This is a genomic window from Aeromonas tecta, from assembly GCF_000820185.1.
Taxonomy (GTDB): Bacteria; Pseudomonadota; Gammaproteobacteria; order Enterobacterales; family Aeromonadaceae; genus Aeromonas; species Aeromonas tecta.
Genome location: NZ_CDCA01000020.1, coordinates 275,182 through 299,378, shown reverse-complemented (window position 1 = coordinate 299,378; position 24,197 = coordinate 275,182). Strand labels below are relative to the sequence as shown.

The following is a 24,197-nucleotide window of genomic DNA, read 5'->3' as shown; positions in this document are numbered from 1 at the left end:
CCAAGCGAGATCCCGCCACCCCAGAAGATGAGTGAAGCGGGCCCGCGCCTGATATAAGCGAGAGGAGAGACAATGCAGTTTTATCGTCGTTGGCAGCCGGTGGCCGCCATCTCGTTCGATCTCGACGACACCCTCTATGACAACGGCCCCGCCATTGCGCGCGCCGAGCAGTGGATGCTGAGCCATCTGCGCAGCGAATTTCTGGCCACCGCTATGCTGGACAAACCGCGCTGGCTTGCCCTCAAACGCGACCTGCTGCTTGCACATCCTGAACTGCGCCACGACGTCAGCCTGGCGCGCCAATATGGCATCCGCGAGGCCCTGGTGCAGGGGGGGATGGCGATGGTGCAGGCCGAACACGAGGCCGAGCGGGTGTTTGCCGCCTTCCTGGCCGAGCGTTCAAACATCGAGGTGAGCACGGCGACCCATGCCCTGCTGGCACGCCTCGCCGCGCGCTACCCGCTGGTGGTGATCACCAACGGCAACCTGGATCTGGTACAGGCCGGGTTGAGCGACTATTTCACCCTGGTCTGCAAGGCCGGAGCGGGGGCTAGGATGAAGCCGGCCCCGGACATGTTCCTGCAGACGCAGGCTGCCCTCAAGCTACCCGCCAACCAAATACTGCACGTGGGAGATCACCCAGAGAGCGATGTGCTGGGGGCCAGGCTGCACGGTTTTCGGGCCGCCTGGCTCAACGAGCATGGGGCGCCCTGGTCATCCTTGCAGCAGCTGCCGGATGTGGAGCTGTACAGCTTAAGCGAGCTGGCCGAACTGCTGCTCTGAGGGCGCTGCTGCTGCGTTATTTGCGGCAGATCAGTCCGATCAACTCATGGGGGCTGGCCTCATTGACTCGGCAATAGCTGATGCCTGAGGGCAGCGCCTGTTGCAGTGTGATGGCGCTGTCTTGATAGTGACAAACCAGGTAGAAGGGGCGGACATTGCCTCCGTCCAGGCTCCAGTAGTGGGTCTCGCTGCTGTCACCGTTGTCCGGTTTGAGCTGCGCCAGCTCGGCGGGATCCCCATCGAACAGGGCGAGATTGTCGAGTCTGTGGCTCAGGCGCTCGCTCGGCTGACCATGCAAGTCCCGACTCACTCCCTGCCAACCTGCGGCTGTGCTCAGCAGTTGCTGCCTGCTCTCTATCTGGGGCGGGCAGTCAAATTGCAGGCTGGCGCCGAGGGCCATGGCCATCAGTAACATAATGTGGTCTCGCAAAAGGGGGAGGTGCCCATGCTAGCGCATCGGCATCGGCACCGGCTCTCGCCATCCTCTGTTCGCCGCCCTGGGTCGGCTAAGTAGAAGCTGGGTAAACAGATGCGATGAAAGGGGATTTTCTTTATCCTTGGCCCGGGCTGACAAGGGAGTGCAAGGTTTGCGTTTATTGAAGAAAATCATCTGGTTGATTATCCCCATCGCCCTGACGGGCTGCGATCTGCTGAGCGACAGCTATCGGATGGAGTTTCGGGACGGATCCTGGCGCGAGATCGCAATCTCTCCCTTCTCGGATGAGGCGCGCTGGCGTGAGGGCTGCGCCACCGGCGAGATCCTAGTGGACATGACCCTGCCCCTGAAACGGGGCAAGGTGGTCAATGATCGCAAGCAACTGTTGATCGGTGGTGAGCTGTTCGAGCTGGAGGATGCCAAGTTGTATCGCGGCAATGGCATGGTGCTTGGCGAGACCCCGGATCACGTCCAGCGGGGCCTCAAGGGGATGGATGTCTGCCGGACCTTGCGCCCCGAGCGCGGGGCGCTGCCCAAACTGAAGGGTAAGGGCTTGGGCGACTAGCTCGCCTGCATGCGGCGCTCGCGACAGGCGGCACCGAAGGCTTCGAACAGCTTGATGGAGTGGGGGTTTTCGCTCGCCTTCCACTCCGGATGCCACTGTACCGCCAGGGTGAACTGGGGCAGCTCGGGGGCATAAATGGCCTCGATCAAACCATCTTCGGCATAGGCCAGTGGTGCCAACCCCTTGGCCAGCGTCTTGATCCCCTGACCGTGCAAGGAGTTGACCGGGATCTGCTCCTGCCCCATCAGCTCGGCAAACCAGCTGCCGGGCACCAGGCTGACCTGATGGCTGTGACCATACTGATCTTCCACCGGATCGTCCGCATCCTCTCTGTGATCCGCATAGCCGGGTTCGTTATAGACCTTCTGATGAATGTCGCCGCCGAGGGCCACGTTGATCTCCTGCATGCCGCGGCAGATGCCGAGCAGCGGCAGCCCCCTGTCGATGGCGGCGCGCACCAGTGGGATATCGAACAAGTCCCTGTCTCTGTCCTGGGTCTTCTCCGGGGTCAGGTTCTCCTGGCCGTAGAGGGCGGGATCTATGTTGGATCCGGCGCCGCTCAGGTAGACGCCATCGGCCAGGTCCAGATATTGCTCCAGATCCTCGGCGCCGCAGCAGGTCGGCACCAGCAAGGGCACGCAGCCGCTGATCTCCACCAGGGGGGTGATGTATTTGTGGGTCATGACCTGGTAGGGATGGCCGTTACGGGGCTGGGCCCCCATGGTCATCAGCACGACGGGTTTGGTATGGGTACTTGGCATAGGTCACCTTGGCTATCCTTGTCTGGTGTCTCATCCTGCGCCTTGGGAAGGCCCTTGCCGCGGCTGAGCAGCAAGGGCATGCCTCAAGGCATGGTCATGGGATCCGGGTCACGCCGCAGTACCAGAATCGTCGGTCAGCCGGGGCAGTGACAGCCTGGATCCTGATCCCAGTCTGCCAAGGCCGTTCAATATGTCAAACGAAATGATGCGTTTATGTTAATTTTGATGGTGGCTGAGCTAGCTTGAGTCCCAGTATCAGGGGCCTGAGCAGGGAGAGGGGCAGATTGGGCGGGGAATCGTGGTGGATATATTAAACATGCAGATTCTGTGGTGAAACATGCGGGGCACCCTGAGGTGCCCCGCGGGGATCAGGCATTGAGCACGAACTGCTCGATCACCCTGGCCACACCCTCGTCGTCGTTGCGACTGGTGGTGTGCTGCGCCAGCTGCTTGATCTCGTCGGTGGCGTTGCCCATGGCGACCCCGAGTCCGGCGTATTCGATCATGTGACGATCGTTACCAGCATCCCCCACGGCGATCACCTCATCTGCGGTGATGCCAAGGTGCTCGGCCAAGGCGGCGACGCCGGTGCCCTTGTTGCTCAGCTTGTTCATGAATTCGAGGAAATAGGGGGAGCTGCGCACTACGGTATAGCGCTCATAAAGCTCGGCGGGCAACTGGGCGATGGTGCGGGAGAGCAGGGGCTCCTCATCGATCATCATCACCTTCATGATCCGCTCGTCGCTTGGCAGGGTGGCGAAGTCCACCAGGTTGATGGGCATGTCTACCAGCTCGGATTCGTGCTCGGTATAGCGGCTGACCTTGGGGCTGATGAGGCCCTGGCGCACGGAGAAGCCGTGTACGTTCACCCCCAGCTCGTCGGCCAGGTGGGCGATGGCGCTGGCATCGCGGCCGGTCAGCAGCTGGCTGCGGATGATGTGCTGATCCGCCACGCGCTGCACCAGGGCGCCGTTGTAGCAGATGACGTAGTCATCCGGGCCGGTGAGGCCGAGTTCGGCCAGGTAGGCGGTCATGCCCTCCAGTGGTCGGCCCGAGGTCAACACCACGGTGACTCCCTTGGCGCGGGCGGCCGAAATAGCGGCGTGGGTACGCGGGGTGATCTGGCCTTGCGGGGTCAACAGGGTGCCATCCATATCCAATGCAATCAGCTTGTACATCATCTCACTACCTGACTCTGGCTGGCCCGCCCTATGGGGCCAAGGGGAGGCCGAGTGTAGCGAAAATCGCCGCCGGGATCACGCGTCAGTGCGCGCCCTGGCCCTTCGCCTGGCCGTGGGCTTGATAAGGGGTCAGCTGCAGTTGCTCGTCCCGGATGGCAAAATGGATGGGGCCGTGCTCGATGTCGACTCGGTTGTGGTAGTGGGCCATCTCTACCTCGACGCCGGGAAACAACCGCTGGGTGGCAATGATGTCCATGTTCGCCATCAGCGCCTGTAGCTCGGCCTGGGCCGCCACCAGCTGCTCGTCGAGGGACTTGCTCTCATCGAGCTGGCGGATGCGGATCGCTTTTATCTTCTGCAGGGTCTCGGGATTGCGCTTGTCGTGGGGCAGTTGCAATAGCCGCAGTATGAGATCCTGCAACTTGTCGAGCTGCTCTCGGCACGCCTGCTTGCGCTGGCGCAGGGCCTGCTCCTGCTCCTTCTGGCTGAAGTAGCCGCCGAGGATCTGCAGCCTGGTCCGGTTTGCCGCCGAGGCGCCGAGCACCGGGGCCATGATCAGCCGGTTGGCGATGTTGATGCCGCCGATCAGGTGACCCTTGCGCATGGCGCTGTCTCCTACCTTCAGATCCTGGCCGCTGCGGCTGTAGCAGTGGCTGAGCTGGCTCTGGATGTGAATGTCGCCGTCGGCCTCCAGCCTGGCGTACTGGGCATAGCTGGCGTGGATCTCGCCCCCAGCGCTCAGGTGGCACTGGTATTCCCCCTGTTCCGGCTTGCGGCCTATGATGCCGTTGCGCACCGTGATGGTGCCGCCCGACTCGATATAGCCGCCTTCGACGAAGCCACCGATCACCACGTCGCCACTGGTCTTGACCCGCATGCCGGGCATGACGTCCCCGGTGACCAGCAAGGAGCCTTCAAACTCCACGTGACCGTGGCGGATATCTACCTGCTTGACGCTCAGCACCTCGTCGACCTTCATGCCGGCGCGCTCCTGACAGGGCAGGCCGGGGCGAGTCGCCAGCAGCAGATCCGGATCCTCGGGGGAGAGGCAGGCCCCTTCTCCCGCGGTCATGGTGCTCTCCTTGCCGGCCTTCGCGGGCAAGGGCTGGCCGGTCACGGTGAAGCCGTCGATGCCCTGGGTGGCCGGGTGGCGCCGCATCAGCTGGGCGCCTGCCTTGACGGTGAGCAGGGTGCCGAGGTCGCGCATGTCGACCTTGCCGTGATCCAGCTCCTGGGGCTTGAGGATCCGCTCGGCCGCGGTGTCTACCAGCCGCTCGAAACGGGTATCCAGCCCGTGTTCCGCCGCCTTGCCCTGAGCGATGACGGGTTTGAGCTGGGTGCCGGGCGCTGCCGCCCCGGCGGCCTGAATGGCGGCGGCGAGCCTCGTCTCACTCACTCCCTGTTTGATCTCGCTGGCCGCCACGGCGGCTTGTAACTGCGCCAGGGTCAGGGGCTTGCCGCCCCAGTCCGCGGTGATCTGGGCGCTGGCACTCATCTTGTCGGCAGCCACCAGGATCAGCAGCCGGGCATCCTGGCGTTGGGCGATGGGAACGGGGGCATGGGAGGGGGCATCCGGCTGGGTCAGCAGGGCGTTGAGCAGACTGACTCCCTGCCGTATCCCCTCGGTCAGCGGTTGGTAGCGGCGGCAATTGGAGGCCAGCAGCAGGGTCCGGACATCGGCCTCGGTGACGGGAGTGGTGAGGCCGGGGGCGATGCGCAGACAGACATAGGTCATGTCCGTCGACAGCTGAAACCACGCTTTGCTTAACACCGGGATCCTCCTTCGTTGTCTCGAACCGGCTTGCCCTTGCGGATGACGGGGCGAAACCCCCACCAAAAGCCGATGCCATCTTGGCAGCTCTGGTTTGCAGTATTCGGACATTTCTCCTTCCGGGTCAACGAGCTGAATACAAATGGGTGAGCTGGATTGAGGAAATCCTGCGTGACAATGGGTATGCTGGCGATAGCTATATCAATTGCATCCCCTCCCGGCGTGATACCGCCGCAGGGAGGGGGTGACGGCCTGCGAAAGGAGCTCCCATGCTGCGTGTTTGTCTGCTGTTCACCGCATTACTCGGCCTGCTCAGCGGCTGCCAGCCCGATAGCCGGGGGGCAGCGCTCGGCACCCTGGAGCGGGATCGGGTGCAGCTGACCGCGACCGCCAACGAGATAGTGCGGGCCTTGCCGGTGGCGGAAGGCAGCCAGGTCGAGAAGGGCGCCGTGCTCGTTCAACTCGATGACCGCCGCCAGCAGGCGGTGCTGGCCCGCGCCCGCGCCGAGGAGGCGAGCGCCAGGGCGGCGCTGGCTCGCATGACCAATGGCGAGCGGCCGGAAGACATCGCCGCCGCCCGCGCCAGTCTCGACAAGGCCCATGCCAATCTCAGGGAGGCGGAACGCAGCTTCCAGCGCACCGAGCGGCTGGTGATGCAGAAATTGCAGAGCCCCTCAGATCTGGACAAGGCGCGCGCCGTCCGGGATGGTGCCCTGGCCGAGCGGGATGGCGCCCGCCAGCAGCTCGACAAACTGACCCGGGGTGTGCGAACCGAAGACATAGACGAAGCCACTGCCAAACTCGCATCCGCCAGCGCAGATGTGGCGCTGGCTGAACGTGAATTAGCAGATCTCACCATAATTGCCACCCGCTCCGGTCGCCTCGACAGTCTGCCTTACAACCTCGGCGAGCGGGTCCCGGTCGGCGCTGTGCTGGCGATCCTGCAGGCGGACAGCGCGCCCTACGCCCGGGTCTATGTGCCCGAGACGGCGCTGGCTGACTACCGGGTTGGCGACACCATAGTGGTGAACGTCGACGGGGTGAACGAGCCCCTGCGCGGCCGGTTGCGCTGGATTTCGAAAGAGTCGGCCTTCACCCCCTATTACGCCCTCAACGAGCAAGACAGAGCCCGGTTGGTCTATCTGGCGGAGATCGATCTGCCGGATGCCAAGGCGTTGCCGAGCGGCCTGCCGCTGCAGGCGGAGCCGGCTCATGAGTGAGCTGGCGATCAGGGCCCAGGGGGTGAGCCGCCGCTTCGGTGACTTCCTCGCCGTGGACGGGCTGGAGCTGGAGGTGCCCAAGGGGCAGATCCAGGGCTTTCTCGGTCCCAATGGCTGCGGCAAGTCCACCACCCTGCGCATGCTGACCGGCCTGCTCACCCCCAGCGCCGGCGAGATCGAGGTGCTGGGGCTCGCCATCCCCAAACAGGCCGAGGCGCTGCGTCGGCGCATCGGTTACATGACCCAGAAATTCTCCCTCTACGACGAGCTGACCGCCTGGGAAAACCTGGAGTTTATGGGGCGGATCCACGGCATGGGCAGCCAGGCCCTGAGCGCCCGGCTGCACGAGCTGCTGGCGACCTATGAGCTGACCCCGCTGGCGCGGCGCCGGGCAGGGGCCATGAGCGGCGGCCAGAAGCAGCGGCTGGCGCTGGCGGCGGCGGTGATCCACAGCCCGGACTTGCTGCTGTTGGACGAGCCCACCTCGGCGGTGGATCCGCAGAACCGGCGCGACTTCTGGGAAAAGCTGTTCGACTTGAGCGAAGGGGGCACCACCATCCTGGTCACCACCCACTACATGGATGAGGCGGAGCGCTGCCACGGCCTCGCCATCATGGAGGCGGGCAAGGTGCGCGCTCAGGGCTCCCCCCAGGCGCTGATGGAGGGGATGAGTACCCGGGTGGTGGAGGTGCAGGCCAATGATCTGCGGCTGCTCAAGCAGCAGCTGTTGCAACTGGCGCCGGTGCGCTCCGCCGCCCAGCTCGGCCAGCGGCTGCGGGTGCTGGTAGACAAGGAGCTGGCGGATCCCGTGCGCTGGTTGCAGCAGGCCTGTCCGGCCCTGGCGGATGCCAGCCTGGCCCCGGTCAGACCCAGCCTGGAAGACGTCTTTGTCAGCTGCACCGGTCAGGAGCGCAGGGCATGAACAGGGCTCCGTTCTCATTGCATCCGAGTGAACCGCTTTCCCCCCTCATCCCCAGCCCTTCTCCCGCGAGGGGAGAAGGGGGCTGTTCGGGGCTGCGCGCAAGCGCCTTGAGTTACCTGCTTGTGTGTCAGTCAAAACATCGAGTGACAGTCAAACTGCGGCGCCCATGCACACTCGAGCGGTTCCCTCTCCCCTTGGGAGAGGGCCAGGGTGAGGGGAATCAGGGTATCTACAGCATGTGGAAGCAGCACTATGAATAGCCTGCGCCGGCTCTGGGCCATTACCCAGAAGGAGCTGAGGCAGCTGTCGCGGGACAAGCTGACCTTTGGCATGGTGGTGATGATCCCCCTGCTCCAACTGCTGCTGTTTGGCTACGCCATCAACACCGACGTGCGCCAGATCCCGGCCGGGCTGGTGGACATGAGCCAGAGCGTGTCGGGGCGGCTGTTGGTGGAGGCGGTCAAGGCTACCCAGGTGGTGCACATCAAACAGCGCTACGTGGGATTGCAGGAGGCGGAAGCCGCGCTGACCCGCGGCGAGGTGCGCGCCGTGCTGGTGCTGCCATCAGATCTGAGTCGTCGCCTGAGCGACGGCGAGCGAGTAGGCCAGTGGCTGGTGGATGGCTCGGATACCGTCATCGCCGGTGCCCTGCTCGGCCTGCGCGCCATGCCCCTGGGGGAGCTCAAGCCAGGGGTCGAAGTTACGCCCCCCACCTTCGAGACGGTGCTCTACTTCAACCCCTCCCGCCGGGCGGCAGTCAACATAGTGCCCGGTCTGCTCGGGGTGATCCTCACCATGACCATGATCATGTTCACCTCGGCGGCCATAGTGCGCGAACGCGAGCGCGGCAACCTGGAGCTGCTCATCACCACCCCGGTCAGCTCGCTGGAGCTGATGATCGGCAAGATCCTGCCCTATATAGTGGTGGGGCTGATCCAGGTGGTCATCATCCTCGGCCTCGGCCACCTCATCTTCGCGGTGCCCATCAATGGCGCCCTGAGCCAGGTGCTGCTGGCGACCCTGCTGTTTATCGCCGCCAGCCTGACCCTGGGGCTGCTCATCTCCACTCTGGCCCAGACCCAGTTGCAGGCGATGCAGATGACGGTGTTCATCCTGCTGCCGTCGATCCTGCTGTCGGGTTTCATGTTTCCCTATGAGGGGATGCCGGTACCGGCTCAGTGGGTCGCCGAGGTGCTGCCCGCCACCCACTTTATGCGGTTGATCAGGGGCATAGTACTGAGGGGTGGCGACATGGCGGATCTGCTGCCGGACGTGCTCTGGCTGGCGGGTTTCACCCTGCTGATGCTGACCCTGGCCGCTCGCCGCTTCAAGAAGAGCCTGGATTGACTGGAGGTCGGCCGGCCTTCTCGGGCTGGCCGACATCCTTGTCTAGCGGTGAATTCGGTGCTGTATGAGTCGTAAATAACGTGCAATACGGACATTTTGTGGAATAAATGACTGTAAAAGTGATATTTTTGCGACATTCGTCTTGCTCATTGCGGCGCGAGAGATTCTAATCTGCCGCCCGGTCTTGCCGGGCCAGCACCCCATCCGTCCATCTCTTGCTCCATCGAACCCCATCATGACCGCCCAAGGCCACCTGCTGTTTTCCGTTACCTGCACCCTGCTTGCCCACCAGTTGCAGCTCACCCCGGCCTTGGCCGATGCCAGCCTCTGGCAGTTGGTGCCCATCGCCCTGGCCAGTGCTTTGCTGCCGGACCTCGATCACCCCAACTCCCTGCTCGGCCGACGCCTGCCCTGGATCTCGGGGCCGCTATCACGGCTGTTTGGTCATAGGGGCTTCACCCACAGCCTGCTGGCGGTGGCCATGGGGATATGGGGGCTGGCGCAGTTCCAGGCACCCGGCATGGTCTCGGGGGTGGTGAAGGATGCGCTCATCATCGGCTATCTCAGCCATCTGCTGGGGGACTGGCTCACCCCGGCAGGCATCCCCCTGTTCTGGCCGCTGCGCCAGCGCTACCGCCTGCCTTTTCTGCCGCTCAAGAGCGGGAGCGGCTACGAGACCAGTTTCTGTCTGTTGACCCTGGCGCTGGCGGGCTATTGGGTGCATGTCGGGACGGCGTTCAGCGGGTTCGCGGCGCTGATACCGGCGCTGTCTGCGGGCTGATCGCAAGACGTAGCCGGGCCCTGCGGCAAGCCGTCTGTCAGCGTCACTCCCGGCGCGTCGCCGTCCTGGGCAGGGTGAGGTAATCGGTGATCACCGGCAGGCCCGAGAGGTGCCTGCGCAGCATGTCGAGGGCGGCGAAGGCGAGGATCTTGCGACCGCTGTCCGGATCCGGGTGGCTGAGCTTGAGGGTCTGGCCAATCGACTCGCCATCGGCGCAGAGCAGCAATGGCACCCCGTCCGGCCCCGCCGTACCTATCGTCAGGCTCAGTCCCTCATCGCTTCCCTCCAATAGCGCGAGATCGCTGGCAAGCTGCTGGCTAAAGTGTGCATCGAGATAAGGGTGCTCGTGACACGCATCGAGCAGGGCGCCCCGGCTCTCCCCCTCGAACAGGGTCAAGGATCGCGGCCCCAGCAGGGCGAGGATCTGGCGGGCCGGATCCTGATCCCCGCGCCCTACCAACCAGGACTGGATCTCGCTGAGCAGGCGCGCCTCGGCGGCATTCATGTCGGCGGCGCTCGCGCCGTGGCCGATGAGTTTCAGCTCGATGAGCGGCATGGACGAGCGATAACCGAGCTCGATACCGGCCGGCCAGGGGGCTGCGTCCAGCTTGTCGCTCAATGCCGATTCCGAGATGCCGAAGGTATAGAAACGGCGCAGCTCGGTGTCAGTCTGCTCCCCGGCCAGGGCCTTCAAGCGCGGCACTATCTGCTCGCGCACCATCTGCTTGAACTCGAACGGCACGCCCGGGGTGAAGAACAGTTGGCTCAGGCCATGGCTGGCCGGATGGCGGACCAGGAAGCCGCAGGCGGTGCCGACCGGATTGTCGAGGACGTCGCAGCCCTGAGGCAGCCAGGCCTGCTTGGCGTTGCTGTCTGGCATGGCGCGGCCCCGGCTGGCGTAACGCACCGCTATGGTGGCGAGCCAGTCGGGATAGAGCGTCAGCGGCTGGGCAAACGCCTCTGCCGCCGCCTGGGCGGTGAGATCGTCGGCGGTGGGACCGAGCCCGCCGCATACCAGCACCACCTCGGCCCGCTCGCTGCTCTCTCGCAGCACGGCCTTCAAATCTGCGAGGTTATCCCCGACAGTGGCGCGGCGGCGCACCTGCCAGCCCTGCTCCAGCAAGAGGGCGCTGAGCCAGGCGGCGTTGGTGTCCACCACCAGACCGGTGACTATCTCGTCCCCCGTGCTGACTATCTCGATACGCATGCAAACTCCTTGGGAATTAGTGGCGGCGGCACACCCGGTCAGGGTTTGTTGTGCTCGAAGTAATAGCTGATCCGGCTGCGCGGGTTGAGGTACTCGAACACCGCCGGAGGCAGGCGTCTGGGGTGGATCACCTTGGCGATGGTGAGCTCGGCCTGCTCAAGATCGATGATGGCCGCCTCCTGGCGCGGGATGCGTGGATCGTACACCAGCACCGCGGGGTAGAGCAGGCGAGAGGCATTGACCGACATCACCAGCCCCACCTGGCCGTTGGAGAGCTGCACCACGCTGCCCGGCGGGTAGATCCCCATCAGCCGGATCAGCATGCCGAGGTAGTCGGGGTTGAACTGGGCCTTGCGCTGCTTGTAGAGGTTGCCGAGGGCCGAATAGGGCACCTTGGCCTGCAGGTGGCAGAGGTTATCGAATTCGTTGATCAGCGACACTATCTGGGTCAGTTGATCTATCTGTCCGCCCTTTAGCCCTTGTGGCCCGCTGCCATCCAGAAATTCGTGATGGTGCAGCACTATGCCCTTCGCCTCTGCCGGGAAATCCTTGGCCAGGCTGAGCAAGTCCAGGCCGTAGCGCGGGTGCTGGGCCATCAGGTTCTGCTCCGGTTTGGTCAGCGGCGTCGTCTTGCGCTGGACTTGGCTCGGGATCTTCAGCTTGCCGATGTCGTGAAACAGCGCGCCCATGCCGATCTGGCGGATGGTCTCGGCCGGCAGCTTGCACTCCCTGGCCAGCAGCATGCTGAGCACGCTGACGTTGAGGGAGTGGAAATAGAGGTTGTTGCCATCCTCGCTGTTGGAGACCAGGTGCAGCACCATCTCATCCACCGCCAGCAGTTGATCTGTCATGGCATTGATCAGCTCCCTGGCCTCGCCGATGGCGTTGAGGGGGCGGGACTGGACCTTGCTCATCACATTGCGCACCTGGGCCAGCGACTGCTGGAACTGCTTCTCGCACTGCTGCAGATCCCGGCGATAGCGTTGCAGCTGCTCGATACGGCTGACTTTCTCCTGCTGCATCTCGTGCTGACGGGCGGCGAGCGTCTGGTTATTGGCCGAGGGCGGACGAACCTGGTCGAGGGATGTGGGCGGCGTGTCGCTCTTGTCGGGGATGATGGTCACCAGCTTGAGGCCGAGCCGGCGAATGAGCTCGATCTCCTGCTCGTGTTTGATCTTGAAACTGGAGAACAGGAAGGGGTGTTCACGCCAGCCAAGGGGTAGGGAGACATAATTGCCGACTTGCAGCCGGTCTACCGAGATCTTGATACCTGTCATGGGGTTGGGCATGAGAAACACACTGAGCCGTATGCTAGTCAAAGGCGGGAGTGAATACAAAGGTATCTGATGACAGCGTGGATGCTTTATTATAGGCTTCTAGATGTCCAGACATATTTACCGATGCAGTACAGGGAGTAAGCATGCCGATCAAGATCCCGGACCAGTTGCCCGCCGCCGAAGTGTTGGGGCAGGAGAACATCTTCGTGATGACGGAATCCCGGGCCGTCACCCAGAACATCCGTCCGCTGCGGGTGCTCATCCTCAACCTGATGCCCAAGAAGATAGAGACCGAGATCCAGCTGATGCGGATGCTCTCCAACTCGCCGTTGCAGGTGGACGTGGATCTGCTGCGCATCGACGATCGGGAGTCCAAGAACACCCCACAGGCGCACCTTGAGAACTTCTATCACGACTTCGAACAGGTGCGGGGCAACAACTACGACGGCATGATCATCACGGGGGCGCCGCTCGGGCTGGTGGAGTTCGAGGAGGTGGTCTACTGGCCGCGTATCGTCGAGATCATCGAGTGGTCCCATCAGCACGTGACCTCGACCCTGTTCCTGTGCTGGGCGGTGCAGGCGGCACTCAAGGCCTTGTATGGCATGGAAAAACAGACTCACGGCGAGAAGCTGTCGGGGGTCTATCGCCACCATCGCCTTGATGAACACGAGGCGCTGCTGCGGGGGTTTGATGACGAGTTCGTCGCCCCTCACTCCCGTTATGCGGCTTTTGATGGGGATCTTATCCGCGCCCACACCGACTTGCAGATCCTGGCCGAGTCCGAGGAGGCCGGAGTCTATCTGGCGGCGACCAAGGATTGTCGCCAGGTGTTCGTCACCGGCCATCCGGAATACGATGCCCTGACCCTGGACGGGGAATATCAGCGGGATCTGGCGGCCGGGCTCACCCCCGTCATCCCGATCAACTACTACCCGAACAACGACCCCGGCCAGACGCCGCGGGCCAGCTGGCGTAGCCATGGCCATCTGCTGTTCTCCAACTGGCTCAACTACTACGTCTATCAGCTCACCAGCTATCGATTGGAAGACATCGGCAAGGTGTTCACCTACCAGCAACCCAAGGCATAGGCCCTGTCAGTCGGCTTGCGCCAGCCTGAGCGCCAGGGCGTCGAGCCAGTAGCGATGGCTGGCCAGGCTGAAGGCCCTGGGCCGACGGGCCCGGACCGCGGCCATGGCCTCCTGCTGCGGTTGACCCAGGGTCATCAGTAGGGCGGCGGCCACCAGCCCGGTGCGGCCACTTCCCCCCTTGCAGTGGATGGCTAGCTGCTTGCCGTCGCGCAGTAGCGCGATGAGCGACGGCTGTGCCTGTTGCCAGGCCTGCTCGAAGGCGGCATCGGGAGCCTGATCGTCCAGGATGGGCAGGTGGAACCAGGCCATGCCCCTGGCTTCAACCTGCTGGCCAAACTGATCCAGTACGAAGTTGGCCAGCTCGGCGCTTGTCATAAGCGTGATGACCCCATGGGCGCCAGCCAGTTGCAACTGGGCGAGGGCGTGCGCCGCAGGAACCTGCTGGGTGCCGGGACAGGGGGTGAGCAGGAGCTGGCCGTCGAGGCGTGGCACCTCCAGGCTCCAGAAGGGGTGGGATGGGTGCATGAGGCTCCTTGTCGGGTCTGACATGGTGTCAAACGAGTTTTTTGGCGCTGTGGCCGAGTGCGGCAAAGCATAGAGACAGTGATTGCCTTGTCAATCCGCGTTGTGTTCGGCCCGGTTTACGGGCAGAGTCTAAAAAAATTGAGCGATGCAAGGAGTAAAGATGAGAAACCTGGATCAACTGGATTTGGACATCCTGGCCCATCTGTTTCGCGATGCGGGCATGACCAACAAGGATCTGGCGGCCCTGGTCGGGGTGGCGCCGTCCACCTGTCTGGAGCGGGTGCGCAAGCTGCAACAGGACGGCGTGCTCAAGGGGGCCCACTGCGAGGTGGATTATCAGGCGCTGGGCGGTCATATCCAGGCCATGGTCTCCCTGCAGCTGGCCCGTCACAGCCGTCAGATCATCGATGCCTTTCGCGATGCCATCCTGGCCTTGCCCGAGGTGATCAGCCTGTTCCACATGGGGGGCAAGGACGATTTCCTGGTGCATCTCTGCGTGGCGGATACCGAGCACCTGCGCAACTTCGTGTTCGATCACTTCACCTCAAGGGAAGAGGTGGTGCACCTCGAAACCTCGCTGGTGTTCGAGCACAGATTCAGCCGCTCGCTGCCCTGCTTCACCCATCCCTGAATACCTTTCGCTGCGTGCAGCAAGCAATAAAAAAACCGCCGGCTGGCGGTTTTTTTATGTCCGAACGGTTGATCAGTTGAGCACGGTGAGGCTGTCCGGCGCCGTCTGATAGAGTCCCTGCTGGTAGGCAAGGCTGCCCCAGAGCACCAGTCCCAGCGCAGCTTCCTTCATGTCGTCGGGTTGCTGCGCCGGGGTGAGGCGCTGGCTGGCCGCGTCATACTGATAGCCCTCGGCTGGGCGCTCCGGCTGCAGTATCACCACGTCCTTGCCCTGCATCAGGGCGAAGTTCTCGTCGTACTGCATGATGGCGCGCCCCGGCCAGTCGTCCGGCATGCGGGTCAGATCCTTGCCCAGCATGGGGTAGTCGGCGCTTATGCCCATCAGGGAGAGCAGGGTCGGCGCCATGTCTATCTGGCTCACGATGCGCTGATCCTGGCGAGGCTGTATTCCCTCGCCGACGATGACGCCGGGAATGTGGAAGCGGGGAATGGGCACCAGGTTGGCGCCACTGACCCGGCTGTCGTGATCGGCGATGACCAGGAACAGGGTATCCTTCCAGTAGTCCGACTGGCGGGCCTTCTTGAAGAACTCGCCGACGGCGTAGTCCGCATACTTGGCGGCGTTGTTGCGCGTCTGCTTGGGCTGCTCATAGAGCGCGATGCGATCGTCAGGGAATTCGAACGGATCGTGGTTGCTGGAGCTGAATACCAGGCTGAAGAAGGGTTTGCCCTGCTTGCTGAGGGCCCGGAAGGTCTCGTCTGCCTTGGCCATCAGGTCTTCATCGGAGGCGCCCCATGAGCCTTCAAACACCGGGTTCTCGAAGTCCTTCTGCTCGACGATGTGGCTGAAACCATTGCCGAGGAAGAAGCTGCGCATGTTGTCGAAGTGGCTCTCGCCACCGTAGATGAAGCTGGTGCTGTAGCCCCGCTGCTTGAGCAAATCCGCGATGGTGAAGAAGTTGGTCTGGCTCTTGCCGAGCTTGACCACGGCCTGGGCCGGGGTTGGCGTGAAACCGGTCAGCACGGCTTCGATGCCACGCACCGAGCGGGTGCCGGTGGCATAGAGCTGGTTGAACGCCCAACCCTCCTTCGACAGCGCATCGATGTTGGGAGTGAGCGGCAGGCCACCGAGGGAGCCGACAAACTGGGCACCGAGGCTCTCTTGCAACAGGATCACCAGATTCTTCGGTTTGCCGGTATAGCTGGCCTCGTTGAAGGTCTGGCTGGGCAGGGTCTCCGAGTTGAAGTCCTGTTCGGGGCGGCCGCTCTCCTTGCGGACCAGCTCCAGGATCCGTGCGTGGGGCAACTTCCCATAGAAGTCGCTGGCATGCTCCTCTGCCCCCATCTGCTTGATGGCGAAGAACAGGGAGTAGGAGGAGTTGACGACCAGGGAGTTGATCAGCGGATCGCTGGCAAAGGCCACCATGGCGGGGTTGAGGGCCCGGTGTCCCAGGCTGGAGCGGGCACCGAGGAAGCCGATGGCCAGGATCAGCAGGGCGAAGGCGGGCCTCAAGTACCAACGCGGGAAGCTGAGCCCGCGCATCAGACGGCCACTGAGCCACCAGCCGCCACCGAGCGTCAGCAGGCTGAGCACCAGCGCCAGCAGCAGCTCACCCTTGCGCCCCGCCCACAACATGGCGAGCACTTCTTTCGGATAGATGAGGTATTCGATGTAGAGACGGTTGGGGCGCACCCCGTATTCGGTGACGAAGGAGGGAGTGGATATCTCCAGGAACAGCATTAACCAGAGCCCCAGCGTCAACCAGACCCTGATGAGCTGAAGCCAGGCTCGCCCCAGGGCATGAGGGCCGGCCAGCAGCATGGTAAACACGGCGGGGACCCCCCACAGCCAGCAGAGGGTGGCGAAGTCGACGCGCACTCCCTGCAGTAACATCTGCGACCAGCCGGCGGCGGCATCGACCCGCTCCTGCTGCCAGAGTCCAAGGCCAATCCTGCTGGCGGAGAGGGTGACGAGCGCGATCACTGAAAAAATGGCGATGGGCCAAAATGGACCCAGCCAATGCCGTATTTTTGTCATTGTTTTTCCTGATAAAAGCCTGTTTTTTGGTCCCCATCCGGGGGTACCTTTTTTTATGTTGCAGGGTTAAGACAATGGGACTCGGGAAAGGTTGCTTAAGGGGTAACAAAAAAGTCCATTTGCCTATCATATGCGTGTGCAACTGGCTGGCCCCCATCCAAAAGACGGCATAAACGACTGAAAGAACTGTGATCCTGATGGCAAAGCGGGGAAGGGGGCTTTTCTATAATGGCGCCGAAATCTCTCAATCGGAGCCGAAAAATGCCGGTCTTTCTCGATGTCGAGTATCTGCAGGGGTGGTGCCTGTTCGTGGTGCTCTCCGATGGCACCACGGGGGCGCTGGATCTGACCCCCTGGCGCGACCAACCACTGTTCGCCGCCATCGACTCGGAGCGTCACTTCGCCCGGGTCTTCATCAATAGTCGCCATCAGCTGGCGTGGCCAGGCGGCTGCGTGCTGGCGGCGCAGGAGGTCTATCACCTCATCAAGGCCGTCGATGAACGCGAGGCCTTCAAGACGCGCAATCCACACTGAGCATTGCTCGCTAACTCGCTGAGCCAGATAACGTTTTCAGTCACACACCCCGCGCGAACAGGCAGTTATCATGGTGTCATATGCGGCGTCTTTGCGCCGATCACACCACCGCGGGAAGAGAACAATGAAACAGGGAATGTTGCGTTATGGCGGCTTGATCGGGGCCGCCTTGCTACTGTCGGCATGCGGCAGTGGTGGCTCGGGCAGCAGCACCGAGACGGAGCCGCCGATCGTCAATCCACCGCCTGTGGCCAGCAGCCGCGCCTGTTATGGGGACGATCAACCCGCCTGCAACCTGAGAACCTATCAGCTGATGGTGGAGTCCTTCGTCGACGGGGATGGCGCCGCCAACTACGGGGTCGGCTACGGCCCCTCCCAACACAACGGCGACCTGCAGGGGATCATCAACAGCCTGGACCACATCAAGAGTCTCAACGTCAACGCCATCTGGCTCACCCCGGTATTCGACTCCTGCGCCGGCCAGGGCGGGGACGACAAGCTGGATGCCACCGGCTACTTCGCCTGCGACTTCTTCAACGTGGATCCCAACTTCGGCAGCAATGCCCAGCTCAAGCAACTGGTGGATGCGGCACACCAGCGCGGCCTCTATGTGTTCCTCGACGGGGTGTTCGGCCACGTCAACAAGGTGGGGGTGAGTAAGCCCTCGCCTGCGGGACGGCTGCCCGCCCTCAAGAACGGTGGCGCCGGCTATCCGGGTCAGCTGGTGGATTACAGCCAGCCCCAGAGCCTCGCCTACTTCAAGGAGGTGGCCCGCTACTGGGTCGAGCAGTACGGCATCGACGGCTGGCGCCTCGATCAGGCCTATCAACTCGGGCTGGACGACTGGCGCGCCATTCGCGCCGAGGTCGAGCAGGCAAGCGCGGCGCGCAAGGCGGCGGGTCAGCAGTGGGGCACCCTGGGCTACATGGTGGGGGAGGTGTGGAAGAGTGCGGACGAGATCCGGGCCGAGGCCTATGGCCCGAGCGACAAACCGGCGCTCTCCTCGGCGTTCGATTTCCCGCTGCGCTACGGCATAGTGCAGGCGCTGGCGGTGGAGGAATCCGGCAAGGGCGGGCAGGGCGCCAGCGTGCTCGATGCCAGCTGGAACAAGGTGGAAAACTACCCCAATCACGCCATGCCGAACCTGATGCTGGGCAACCACGATCTGGTGCGCTTCGGCGACCTGCTCGAACGTGGCAACTTCAATCCGGCGGACTACTGGCTGCGTCACAAGGCGGCGCTGAGCTTCCTCGCGGCCCGCTCCGGCCCCATCACCCTTTATTACGGTGAGGAGTTTGGTGACGAGGTGCCGGGCTTTGCCAAGCCGGTGAGCGGCGACTGTGCGGCCCAGGGATTGTGTGACGATCACGTGGCCCGCAGCGATGGCAAGGTGCCCGGGGTGACCGGCTTCGTACCCAGCAGCGAGCAGGCGGAGCTCAAGCAGTGGTTGAGCACCTTGCTGGGCCTGCGCGCCCAGCACCCCGCGCTCTATCAGGGGGAGCGGGTCAAGCTGGTGGCGGACGGCAGCCTCTACGGCGACATCAAGCAGACGGCGAGCGAGCAGATAGTCTATCTGCTCAACGTCTCCAGCACGCCCCAGAGCTATGCCTTGCCGGTGGGCAAGTTGCGCAGTGGCAGCGCCTTGCTGGACTTGCAGAGCGGCGAAAGCCTGAGTATCGGCGGCAGCAGCGTGACGGTCGAGTTGCCACCACTGAGCGGCCGCTTCCTGCTGCTGCAGTAACGGGCAAGGGATCAAAAAGGGCTCCATCAAGGAGCCCTTTTTATTGCCGCCGACGCGGCTCATTTCTCGATGTTGCTGCCCGGTTCGTCCTGACGGGGATGATGCTGGGGCGGGTGGTCACCGCTGTTGCGCCAGTGTTCCAGCTGGTTGTGTACGCCACGGCGCAGGCTCTTGAAGCTGGCTTCCAGATAATGGACGCCCACCAGGATCACCAGGGTCACGCCGGTGAGCAACAGCGCCTGGCGCAGCATCCCCATGCCGATGAGGGCACCGAGGGCGGCCAGCATCCAGATGGTGGACGCCGAGGTGACCCCCAGCACATGCCCATCCCGGGTCATCATGACCCCGGCGCCGAGAAAACCGATGCCGGTGATGAGCTGGCCCAGTACCCGCGCCTGATCGGCGGGTGCCGAGCTGACGGCGGCGCCGATGGCGAGAAAGCAGTAGGTGCCGAGCACGATGAGGGAAGAGGTGCGGATGCCGACCGGCTTGCCGTGCAACTGCCGCTCCAGCCCCACCAGGGCGCCACATATCAGACAAACCAGGATGTTATCCCAGCCAAGGGGCGCTATGTCCCACCACTGCGTCGTTATCATAAGTCCCCTACGGACGATGCTGGTTATCCTGCCACGCCTTGCCCCCGGTTTTCCAGCCGCAGCCGGAAAGCCTTGGCCAGGCGCTCGTAGAGATCCTTCGCCTCTCTGTCTTCAATATCGCCACGTATCCAGGGATTGTCGATGATTTCCAGTAGCACGCAGCTCGGTCCCTGCTGGCGCAAGTCCACCCCGAACAGGCCATTGCCGAGCTGATGCACGGCGCGGCGGGCGGTCTGCAGCACCCGCTCCGGCACCTCGTTGAGGGGAAGCGCCTCGATACGGCTCAAGTCGAGTGGGTGCTTGCGGCGGCGGATCCGGTTGCCGGGCTCGGGCCGGAAGCGGCGGCAGGCGAACAGCGGCGAGCCATCGAGAAAGCCGATGCGCCAGTCAAATTCGGCGGGGATCCGGCTCTGCACCAGCAGCAGGGCGGAGCGGCCAAGTCCCTCGTCCAGCAGGCGGGCGAGCTGGGTCTCATCGCTCGCCATGGCGAGATCCCGCCCCTGGGCGCCGTCGGGCACCTTCACCATCAGCGGCAGGCCGAGTCGTTGCACCAGCTCGCCGGTGTGGTGGCGGCCACGGCGGGTCACCACCATGGTCGGCGGCATGGGCACGCCGCTGCGCACCATCAGCTCGTAGAGATAGAGCTTGTTACTGCAGGCGAGGATGGCGCGGGAGCTGTCGATCACCGGCATCTTGAGCTGCTCGGCGCGGCGGGCAAATTCGAAGGTGTAGTGACCGACCGCGGTCTCGGATCGCAGCCAGAGGGTGTCGAACTCCGGCAACCGCTCTATGGCCGAAGGGGGCAGCAACTCGGCCTGGATCCCCTGGGCGGCGGCAGCCTTGATGAAACGGCTGAGGGCCAGCTCGTCGCTGCTGGCCCGACCGTCGTTGGGATCCACCAGGATGGCGAGCTGATAGAGCGGGGCCGCCTGCTCCTCGTCACCTGTCCCGACCAGCGCCTGGGCGTGTTGCAGCATCAGCTCCTGTTCGCTTGGGCTCAACTCCAGCGGCGACAGACTCTGCTGCTGGCGCACCGACCAGCCGTGGCGACCGCGTTTGAGGGTCAACTCCTGCAGCGGCAGTTGGCTCAGGCCGTAGTAGTAACGGGCCAGCCCCGCCAGTTCGCTCTGTTCGCACTGGCCGAAGATGGCGCGCACCCGGATCCTGTCCTCGCTTTGACGGGTCAGCCAGCCTTGCAGTTTGCGCCACAGCTTGGCGGGCGGCTGCTGGGGTTGCAGCACGCTGATGGCTTGCAAGCCGGGCAGGCAGTGATGGCTGCGGGCCTGGGCCAGCAGGGAGCAGTAGTAGCCGGCGCTCAGGTGCTCCAGGCTACGACACAGGTTGATGATGCGGGGCCGCCCGCCGGTGGTGGGCAGGCCATGCTGCAGGTAGGTGCGGGCGGTCAGCAGATAATCGGCATGACAGGGCCAGTCGCCGAGCTCCTCGACGATGACATAGGTACTCATATTTTCGGCTCCACAGAAAGGACTGCCACAATGGCAGGATCCCCAGTGGGCTTCGATGCACCGACAAGCACGACAATGGCGCGAGGGGAAACAAGAGGTTACAGTGCCTAATATCTGCCTTGGTAACTTGTGATACAAGTCGCATTGTTGGTGCTGAGGATAAATAACCGAACGAGGAAACCCCGTGTTGACCGTGCGCGCGGCCCGAATCGATGATTTGGGCGCCATCGTTAGACTGGAACGCTACTGTTTTCCCCCCGAAGTCGCCTTCGGCCGCAGCCGCTGGCACTATCTGCTCACCCAGGCCAAGGGGCGCACCCTCTTGCTGCTGGATGAGAAGGATCAGCTGATGGGCTATCTGTGCGTGCTGGAACACAGGGGCTGGGATCGACTCACCATCCAGACTCTTGCCATCCGCTGGACGGTGCGCCGCCAGGGCTGGGCCCGCCGCCTGCTGGCGCAGGTGATTGCCGAGGGCAAGGCGGCTGGTTGGGGCGCCATCCGGCTCGAGGTTGCCGATGCCAACCAGGAGGCCCAGACCCTCTATCACGAGTTGGGATTTCGCTCCCGGCTAAGGCTGGCCGATTACTATGGGCCAGGCTTGCACGCGCACCGGCTGGTGCTGCCACTGGCCCCGAGCGAGCCGGGGGCAACATGAGTTGCGGCGCCTCACGGCTGAGAAGTCTGCATGAGCTGCGATGACTGCCTGGCCACCGCCCTTGGGGCCAAGCTGGGCCGCTGTCCGGTGTGCGCCGTCCAGACCTTCGCCATCGGCGGCGTCGGTTGGCTGGCCTGGTGGTGGCTGGGGGCCGATGCCTCGATCAATGCCCTCACCGCCCTGCTGTTTGCTCTCGCAGGCTCAGGCTTGTTCGGGTTGCACCTGTTGCTGTTTCTCTGGCGAAGGTGCGTGGAGCCTGCGCGAGAACATGAATGAATTCGTTTTAGCTATCAACAAGATAAAAGACAATGGAGGTTCAGATGATTGCAATGGTAACGGGCGCCTCGTCCGGTTTTGGTGAGGCCATCAGCCGCCTGCTGGTGAGCTCGGGCTACAAGGTGATCGGCACCGGCCGGCGCGCCGAGCGGCTGACTGCCCTGGCCGAGGAACTCGGTGAAGCGTTCCTGCCGCTGGTGTTCGACGTGCAGGACAAGGCTGCCACCAAGGCTGCCATCGCGGGCCTGCCCGCCCCTTGGTCAGAGGTGGATCTGCTGGTCAACAACGCCGGCCTGGCGCTCGGGCTCGAGCCCGCCCACAAGGCGGATCTGGAGGATTGGGAGCAGATGATCGCCACCAACATCAGCGGCCTGACCCTGCTCACCCGCCTGCTGTTGCCGGGCATGGTCGAACGTAATCGCGGCCACGTGGTCAACATCGGCTCCATCGCCGGCACCTACCCCTATCCGGGCGGCAACGTCTACGGCGCCACCAAGGCGTTCGTGAAGCAGTTCAGCCTGAACCTGCGCGCGGATCTGGCGGGCACCGCCATTCGCGTCACCAACGTGGAGCCGGGCCTGTGCGGTGGTACCGAGTTCTCCAACGTGCGCTTCCACGGTGACGACGCCAAGGCCGCCACCGTCTATCAGGGAGTGCAGGCGATCCAGCCGGAAGACATAGCAGGCACCGTGCTCTGGGTCAGCCAGCAGCCTGCCCACGTCAACATCAACAGCATCGAGATCATGCCGGTGGCCCAGACCTTCGGCCCGCTCCAGATCAGCCGTCGCTGAAGGGTAGACTCCTTGCCGAGATAGAAAGAGGCGCCCTTGGGCGCCTCTTTTTTGTGCTGTTTTGGCCTGCTACAGGCTCATGATTTTCTTGAATTCCGCCTCCGAATACTTTTTCTCGCTGCTCTTGGTGAGGTCCGTCATCAGTTTGTAGCGAAGCTCTTTGGCCAGCTGATAGTTCTGCTCAAGCTGGCCGTAGGAGTAATCCGACGCCAGCCCCAGCGCCGTGGCCTTGTCGCTGGCATAGGTCTGCTTGAGGGTCTTGTCCAGCACCGCCACTTCCTGGTAGAGCTTCTTGCTCTCCTTGTCCCAGACTCCGCGCAGCAGCGGCAGGTACTTGTCCGGGTTGGTGTTGGCGAGCGCTGTCAGGCTGCGGAACTGCCAGTAAGCGGAGTCGTCGGAGTAGTTGTCACTGCCGCTGTGATAGGGCAGGGGGTAGGACTCCAGGGTGTTGTAGATGGGCAGCATCACCGATTCGGCCAGCACGCCGTAGCTCTGCCAGATGAGGCCCTGCAGCTCTTTTGGCATCTCCTTGCGCAGCTGGATGATGTGGGACTCGAGCTGCCGGTCGATGCGAATGGGCCGCTCCGCCTTGCCATCGAGCGGTGTACCCTGATAGGTGGCGCTGAGCAATTTGGTGACGTCCGGCACGGCGATGGGGGCATCCGGCTTCATGAACAGGGGATATTGGGCCTGGCGGGTCGCTTGCTTGTGGGAGGCGCTGAGCAGCTGCTGGCCGAGCCACTCCCTGTCCACGTTGTAGGGATCGGCGATGACCCCGAACGCCTTGGCGAAGTTGAAATCTTTCGGGTCGGCGTTATCCAGCAGCTTGTGCTCGCGTACGAACTCCAGCAGCTTGGGGGAGTGCAGCACATCGGCGGCGTCCAGGTTCACGCCGTGGATGCGTAAGCCGTTGGCCACCATGGCATAGCTGTCGTCCGGCACCCGCACCGCTACCCAGTGGTGGCCCGAGCCAATCTCCATCAGCCAGGCCTCGTTCACGTCCGCCAGGTAGAGGCTGTTGCCCTCACCGGCGCCATGAGTCTCCACGTAGTGGCCGAGCAGCTCGACCCCCTCTTTCGCGCTTTTGGCCTGGGGCAGGATCAGGGTTGGGATGATGGCCTCGATGACACCGGTCTCGATCAGCGGATCGGCTTTCTGGGCCTTGTCGTTGACCTCGGCGCTGGTGGTGGCCGAGATGGCGACGTTGGCCTCGTTGATGCCGCGCTCCTCGTAATACTTGCCGGCGGGATCGCTGGTGGCGGCATCCCAGTCACGAATGGCGGAGTAGGCGAGGAAGGCCTTGGGCATGGGCACCTCCAGGCCATTGCCCAGTTTCCAGTTCTTGCCCTCGTTTTGCTGAGCGGGGTGGAAAACCAGGTGCTTGTTCCAGTTGTTGACGCCATAGTCTTCATTTCTGGCGATCATCACGCTGCCATCGGCGCTGGCACCCTTGCCGACGATGAGGCCGGTGCAGGCGTCGGCGCTGGTGCCGATCAGATTTAACAGGGTGGCGGAGAGGAGACTCAAGGTATGTTTTTTCATTCGCTTGCCCGAAACATGGAGGTGAGTGAGAGTCAGGCGAGGGATGAGATGGGCGTTG

The 24,197-nt window shown here is 63.4% G+C and carries 24 protein-coding genes; 13 read left to right on the top strand and 11 right to left on the bottom strand.

Annotated features, from left to right (window positions below; translation table 11 throughout):
- The first annotated feature begins 72 nt into the window (after positions 1–72).
- Positions 73–783 carry an HAD-IA family hydrolase gene (locus tag BN1137_RS06180; protein ID WP_050717742.1) on the top strand — a complete coding sequence of 237 codons (711 nt, stop codon included), beginning with the start codon at positions 73–75 and terminating at the stop codon, positions 781–783.
- 16 nt (positions 784–799) lie between these two features.
- On the opposite strand, the gene BN1137_RS06175 is transcribed toward BN1137_RS06180, so the two are convergent.
- Positions 800–1,198 (bottom strand): STY0301 family protein, encoded by a 399-nt coding sequence (locus tag BN1137_RS06175; protein WP_050717741.1) that lies wholly within the window; start codon positions 1,196–1,198, stop codon positions 800–802.
- Between the two features lie 172 nt (positions 1,199–1,370).
- Between BN1137_RS06175 and BN1137_RS06170 the strand changes: the two genes are divergently transcribed.
- On the top strand, positions 1,371–1,784 hold the full coding sequence (locus BN1137_RS06170; RefSeq protein ID WP_050717740.1) for a hypothetical protein: 414 nt from the start codon (positions 1,371–1,373) through the stop codon (positions 1,782–1,784).
- On the opposite strand, the gene BN1137_RS06165 is transcribed toward BN1137_RS06170, so the two are convergent.
- The 3 genes from BN1137_RS06165 to BN1137_RS06155 form a co-directional block, all read right to left on the bottom strand.
- On the bottom strand, positions 1,781–2,545 hold the full coding sequence (locus BN1137_RS06165; protein WP_050717739.1) for a gamma-glutamyl-gamma-aminobutyrate hydrolase family protein: 765 nt from the start codon (positions 2,543–2,545) through the stop codon (positions 1,781–1,783). The two genes, BN1137_RS06170 and BN1137_RS06165, sit on opposite strands and share 4 nt — an antisense overlap.
- Positions 2,546–2,913: 368 nt before the next feature.
- Complete coding sequence (gene yidA / locus BN1137_RS06160; protein WP_050717874.1) at positions 2,914–3,723, bottom strand: sugar-phosphatase; 810 nt, start codon at positions 3,721–3,723, stop codon at positions 2,914–2,916.
- 85 nt (positions 3,724–3,808) lie between these two features.
- A complete protein-coding gene (locus tag BN1137_RS06155; RefSeq protein ID WP_050717738.1) occupies positions 3,809–5,497 on the bottom strand; it encodes a DUF342 domain-containing protein in 1,689 nt (562 codons plus the stop codon).
- A 269-nt stretch (positions 5,498–5,766) separates the two neighbouring features.
- Here BN1137_RS06155 and BN1137_RS06150 point away from each other — a divergent pair, with 269 nt between their 5' ends.
- The 4 genes from BN1137_RS06150 to BN1137_RS06135 all read left to right on the top strand — a co-directional run bounded on the left by BN1137_RS06150 (position 5,767) and on the right by BN1137_RS06135 (position 9,767).
- Entirely contained in the window at positions 5,767–6,717 is a 951-nt protein-coding gene (locus BN1137_RS06150) for an HlyD family secretion protein (RefSeq protein WP_157433647.1), read from the top strand.
- Positions 6,710–7,639 (top strand): ABC transporter ATP-binding protein, encoded by a 930-nt coding sequence (locus tag BN1137_RS06145; protein WP_050717737.1) that lies wholly within the window; start codon positions 6,710–6,712, stop codon positions 7,637–7,639. Before BN1137_RS06150 ends, BN1137_RS06145 begins: the two co-directional genes overlap by 8 nt.
- A 252-nt stretch (positions 7,640–7,891) precedes the next feature.
- Entirely contained in the window at positions 7,892–8,986 is a 1,095-nt protein-coding gene (locus BN1137_RS06140) for an ABC transporter permease (protein ID WP_050717736.1), read from the top strand.
- A 235-nt stretch (positions 8,987–9,221) separates the two neighbouring features.
- Positions 9,222–9,767: a metal-dependent hydrolase gene (locus BN1137_RS06135; protein ID WP_050717735.1), complete on the top strand. Its 546-nt coding sequence runs from the start codon at positions 9,222–9,224 to the stop codon at positions 9,765–9,767.
- A 43-nt stretch (positions 9,768–9,810) separates the two neighbouring features.
- Here BN1137_RS06135 and BN1137_RS06130 read toward each other — a convergent pair whose 3' ends face one another.
- A complete protein-coding gene (locus tag BN1137_RS06130; protein ID WP_050717734.1) occupies positions 9,811–10,974 on the bottom strand; it encodes a CinA family nicotinamide mononucleotide deamidase-related protein in 1,164 nt (387 codons plus the stop codon).
- Between the two features lie 38 nt (positions 10,975–11,012).
- A complete protein-coding gene (locus tag BN1137_RS06125) occupies positions 11,013–12,251 on the bottom strand; it encodes a cyclic di-GMP phosphodiesterase (protein ID WP_050717872.1) in 1,239 nt (412 codons plus the stop codon).
- Between the two features lie 143 nt (positions 12,252–12,394).
- Between BN1137_RS06125 and metA the strand changes: the two genes are divergently transcribed.
- Positions 12,395–13,342: a homoserine O-acetyltransferase MetA gene (gene metA, locus BN1137_RS06120; protein WP_050717733.1), complete on the top strand. Its 948-nt coding sequence runs from the start codon at positions 12,395–12,397 to the stop codon at positions 13,340–13,342.
- A 6-nt stretch (positions 13,343–13,348) separates the two neighbouring features.
- Here the strand turns inward: metA and BN1137_RS06115 are convergent, their stop codons facing one another.
- Positions 13,349–13,867, bottom strand: a complete 519-nt coding sequence (locus tag BN1137_RS06115; protein WP_050717732.1) for a phosphatase domain-containing putative toxin — start codon at positions 13,865–13,867, stop codon at positions 13,349–13,351.
- A 160-nt stretch (positions 13,868–14,027) separates the two neighbouring features.
- Here BN1137_RS06115 and BN1137_RS06110 point away from each other — a divergent pair, with 160 nt between their 5' ends.
- The gene (locus tag BN1137_RS06110; protein ID WP_025325515.1) at positions 14,028–14,498 is read left to right on the top strand and encodes an Lrp/AsnC family transcriptional regulator; all 471 of its coding nucleotides are present in this window, start codon (positions 14,028–14,030) and stop codon (positions 14,496–14,498) included.
- A gap of 72 nt (positions 14,499–14,570) precedes the next feature.
- Here BN1137_RS06110 and BN1137_RS06105 read toward each other — a convergent pair whose 3' ends face one another.
- Positions 14,571–16,535 (bottom strand): LTA synthase family protein, encoded by a 1,965-nt coding sequence (locus BN1137_RS06105; RefSeq protein ID WP_050717731.1) that lies wholly within the window; start codon positions 16,533–16,535, stop codon positions 14,571–14,573.
- 261 nt (positions 16,536–16,796) lie between these two features.
- On the opposite strand from BN1137_RS06105, the gene BN1137_RS06100 reads away from it, so the two are divergent.
- Positions 16,797–17,069, top strand: coding sequence for a DUF2442 domain-containing protein (locus BN1137_RS06100; RefSeq protein WP_050717730.1), 273 nt, complete (start codon positions 16,797–16,799; stop codon positions 17,067–17,069).
- A gap of 124 nt (positions 17,070–17,193) precedes the next feature.
- A complete protein-coding gene (locus BN1137_RS06095) occupies positions 17,194–18,810 on the top strand; it encodes an alpha-amylase family glycosyl hydrolase (RefSeq protein WP_050717729.1) in 1,617 nt (538 codons plus the stop codon).
- Positions 18,811–18,869: 59 nt separating this feature from the next.
- Here the strand turns inward: BN1137_RS06095 and BN1137_RS06090 are convergent, their stop codons facing one another.
- Together BN1137_RS06090 and BN1137_RS06085 are read right to left on the bottom strand one after the other, a co-directional pair.
- Positions 18,870–19,406, bottom strand: coding sequence for an MgtC/SapB family protein (locus BN1137_RS06090; protein WP_050717728.1), 537 nt, complete (start codon positions 19,404–19,406; stop codon positions 18,870–18,872).
- Positions 19,407–19,429: 23 nt separating this feature from the next.
- Positions 19,430–20,872, bottom strand: a complete 1,443-nt coding sequence (locus tag BN1137_RS06085; RefSeq protein ID WP_050717727.1) for a RimK family protein — start codon at positions 20,870–20,872, stop codon at positions 19,430–19,432.
- 184 nt (positions 20,873–21,056) lie between these two features.
- Between BN1137_RS06085 and BN1137_RS06080 the strand changes: the two genes are divergently transcribed.
- The 3 genes from BN1137_RS06080 to BN1137_RS06070 are packed head-to-tail and all read left to right on the top strand — an operon-like array spanning position 21,057 to position 22,597.
- Positions 21,057–21,530 (top strand): GNAT family N-acetyltransferase, encoded by a 474-nt coding sequence (locus BN1137_RS06080; protein WP_050717726.1) that lies wholly within the window; start codon positions 21,057–21,059, stop codon positions 21,528–21,530.
- 30 nt (positions 21,531–21,560) lie between these two features.
- Entirely contained in the window at positions 21,561–21,806 is a 246-nt protein-coding gene (locus BN1137_RS06075; protein WP_050717725.1) for a DUF3624 family protein, read from the top strand.
- Between the two features lie 44 nt (positions 21,807–21,850).
- Positions 21,851–22,597 carry an SDR family oxidoreductase gene (locus tag BN1137_RS06070; protein ID WP_050717724.1) on the top strand — a complete coding sequence of 249 codons (747 nt, stop codon included), beginning with the start codon at positions 21,851–21,853 and terminating at the stop codon, positions 22,595–22,597.
- 69 nt (positions 22,598–22,666) lie between these two features.
- Here BN1137_RS06070 and BN1137_RS06065 read toward each other — a convergent pair whose 3' ends face one another.
- Positions 22,667–24,139, bottom strand: a complete 1,473-nt coding sequence (locus BN1137_RS06065) for a C69 family dipeptidase (protein WP_050717723.1) — start codon at positions 24,137–24,139, stop codon at positions 22,667–22,669.
- Between the last annotated feature and the right edge of the window lie 58 nt (positions 24,140–24,197).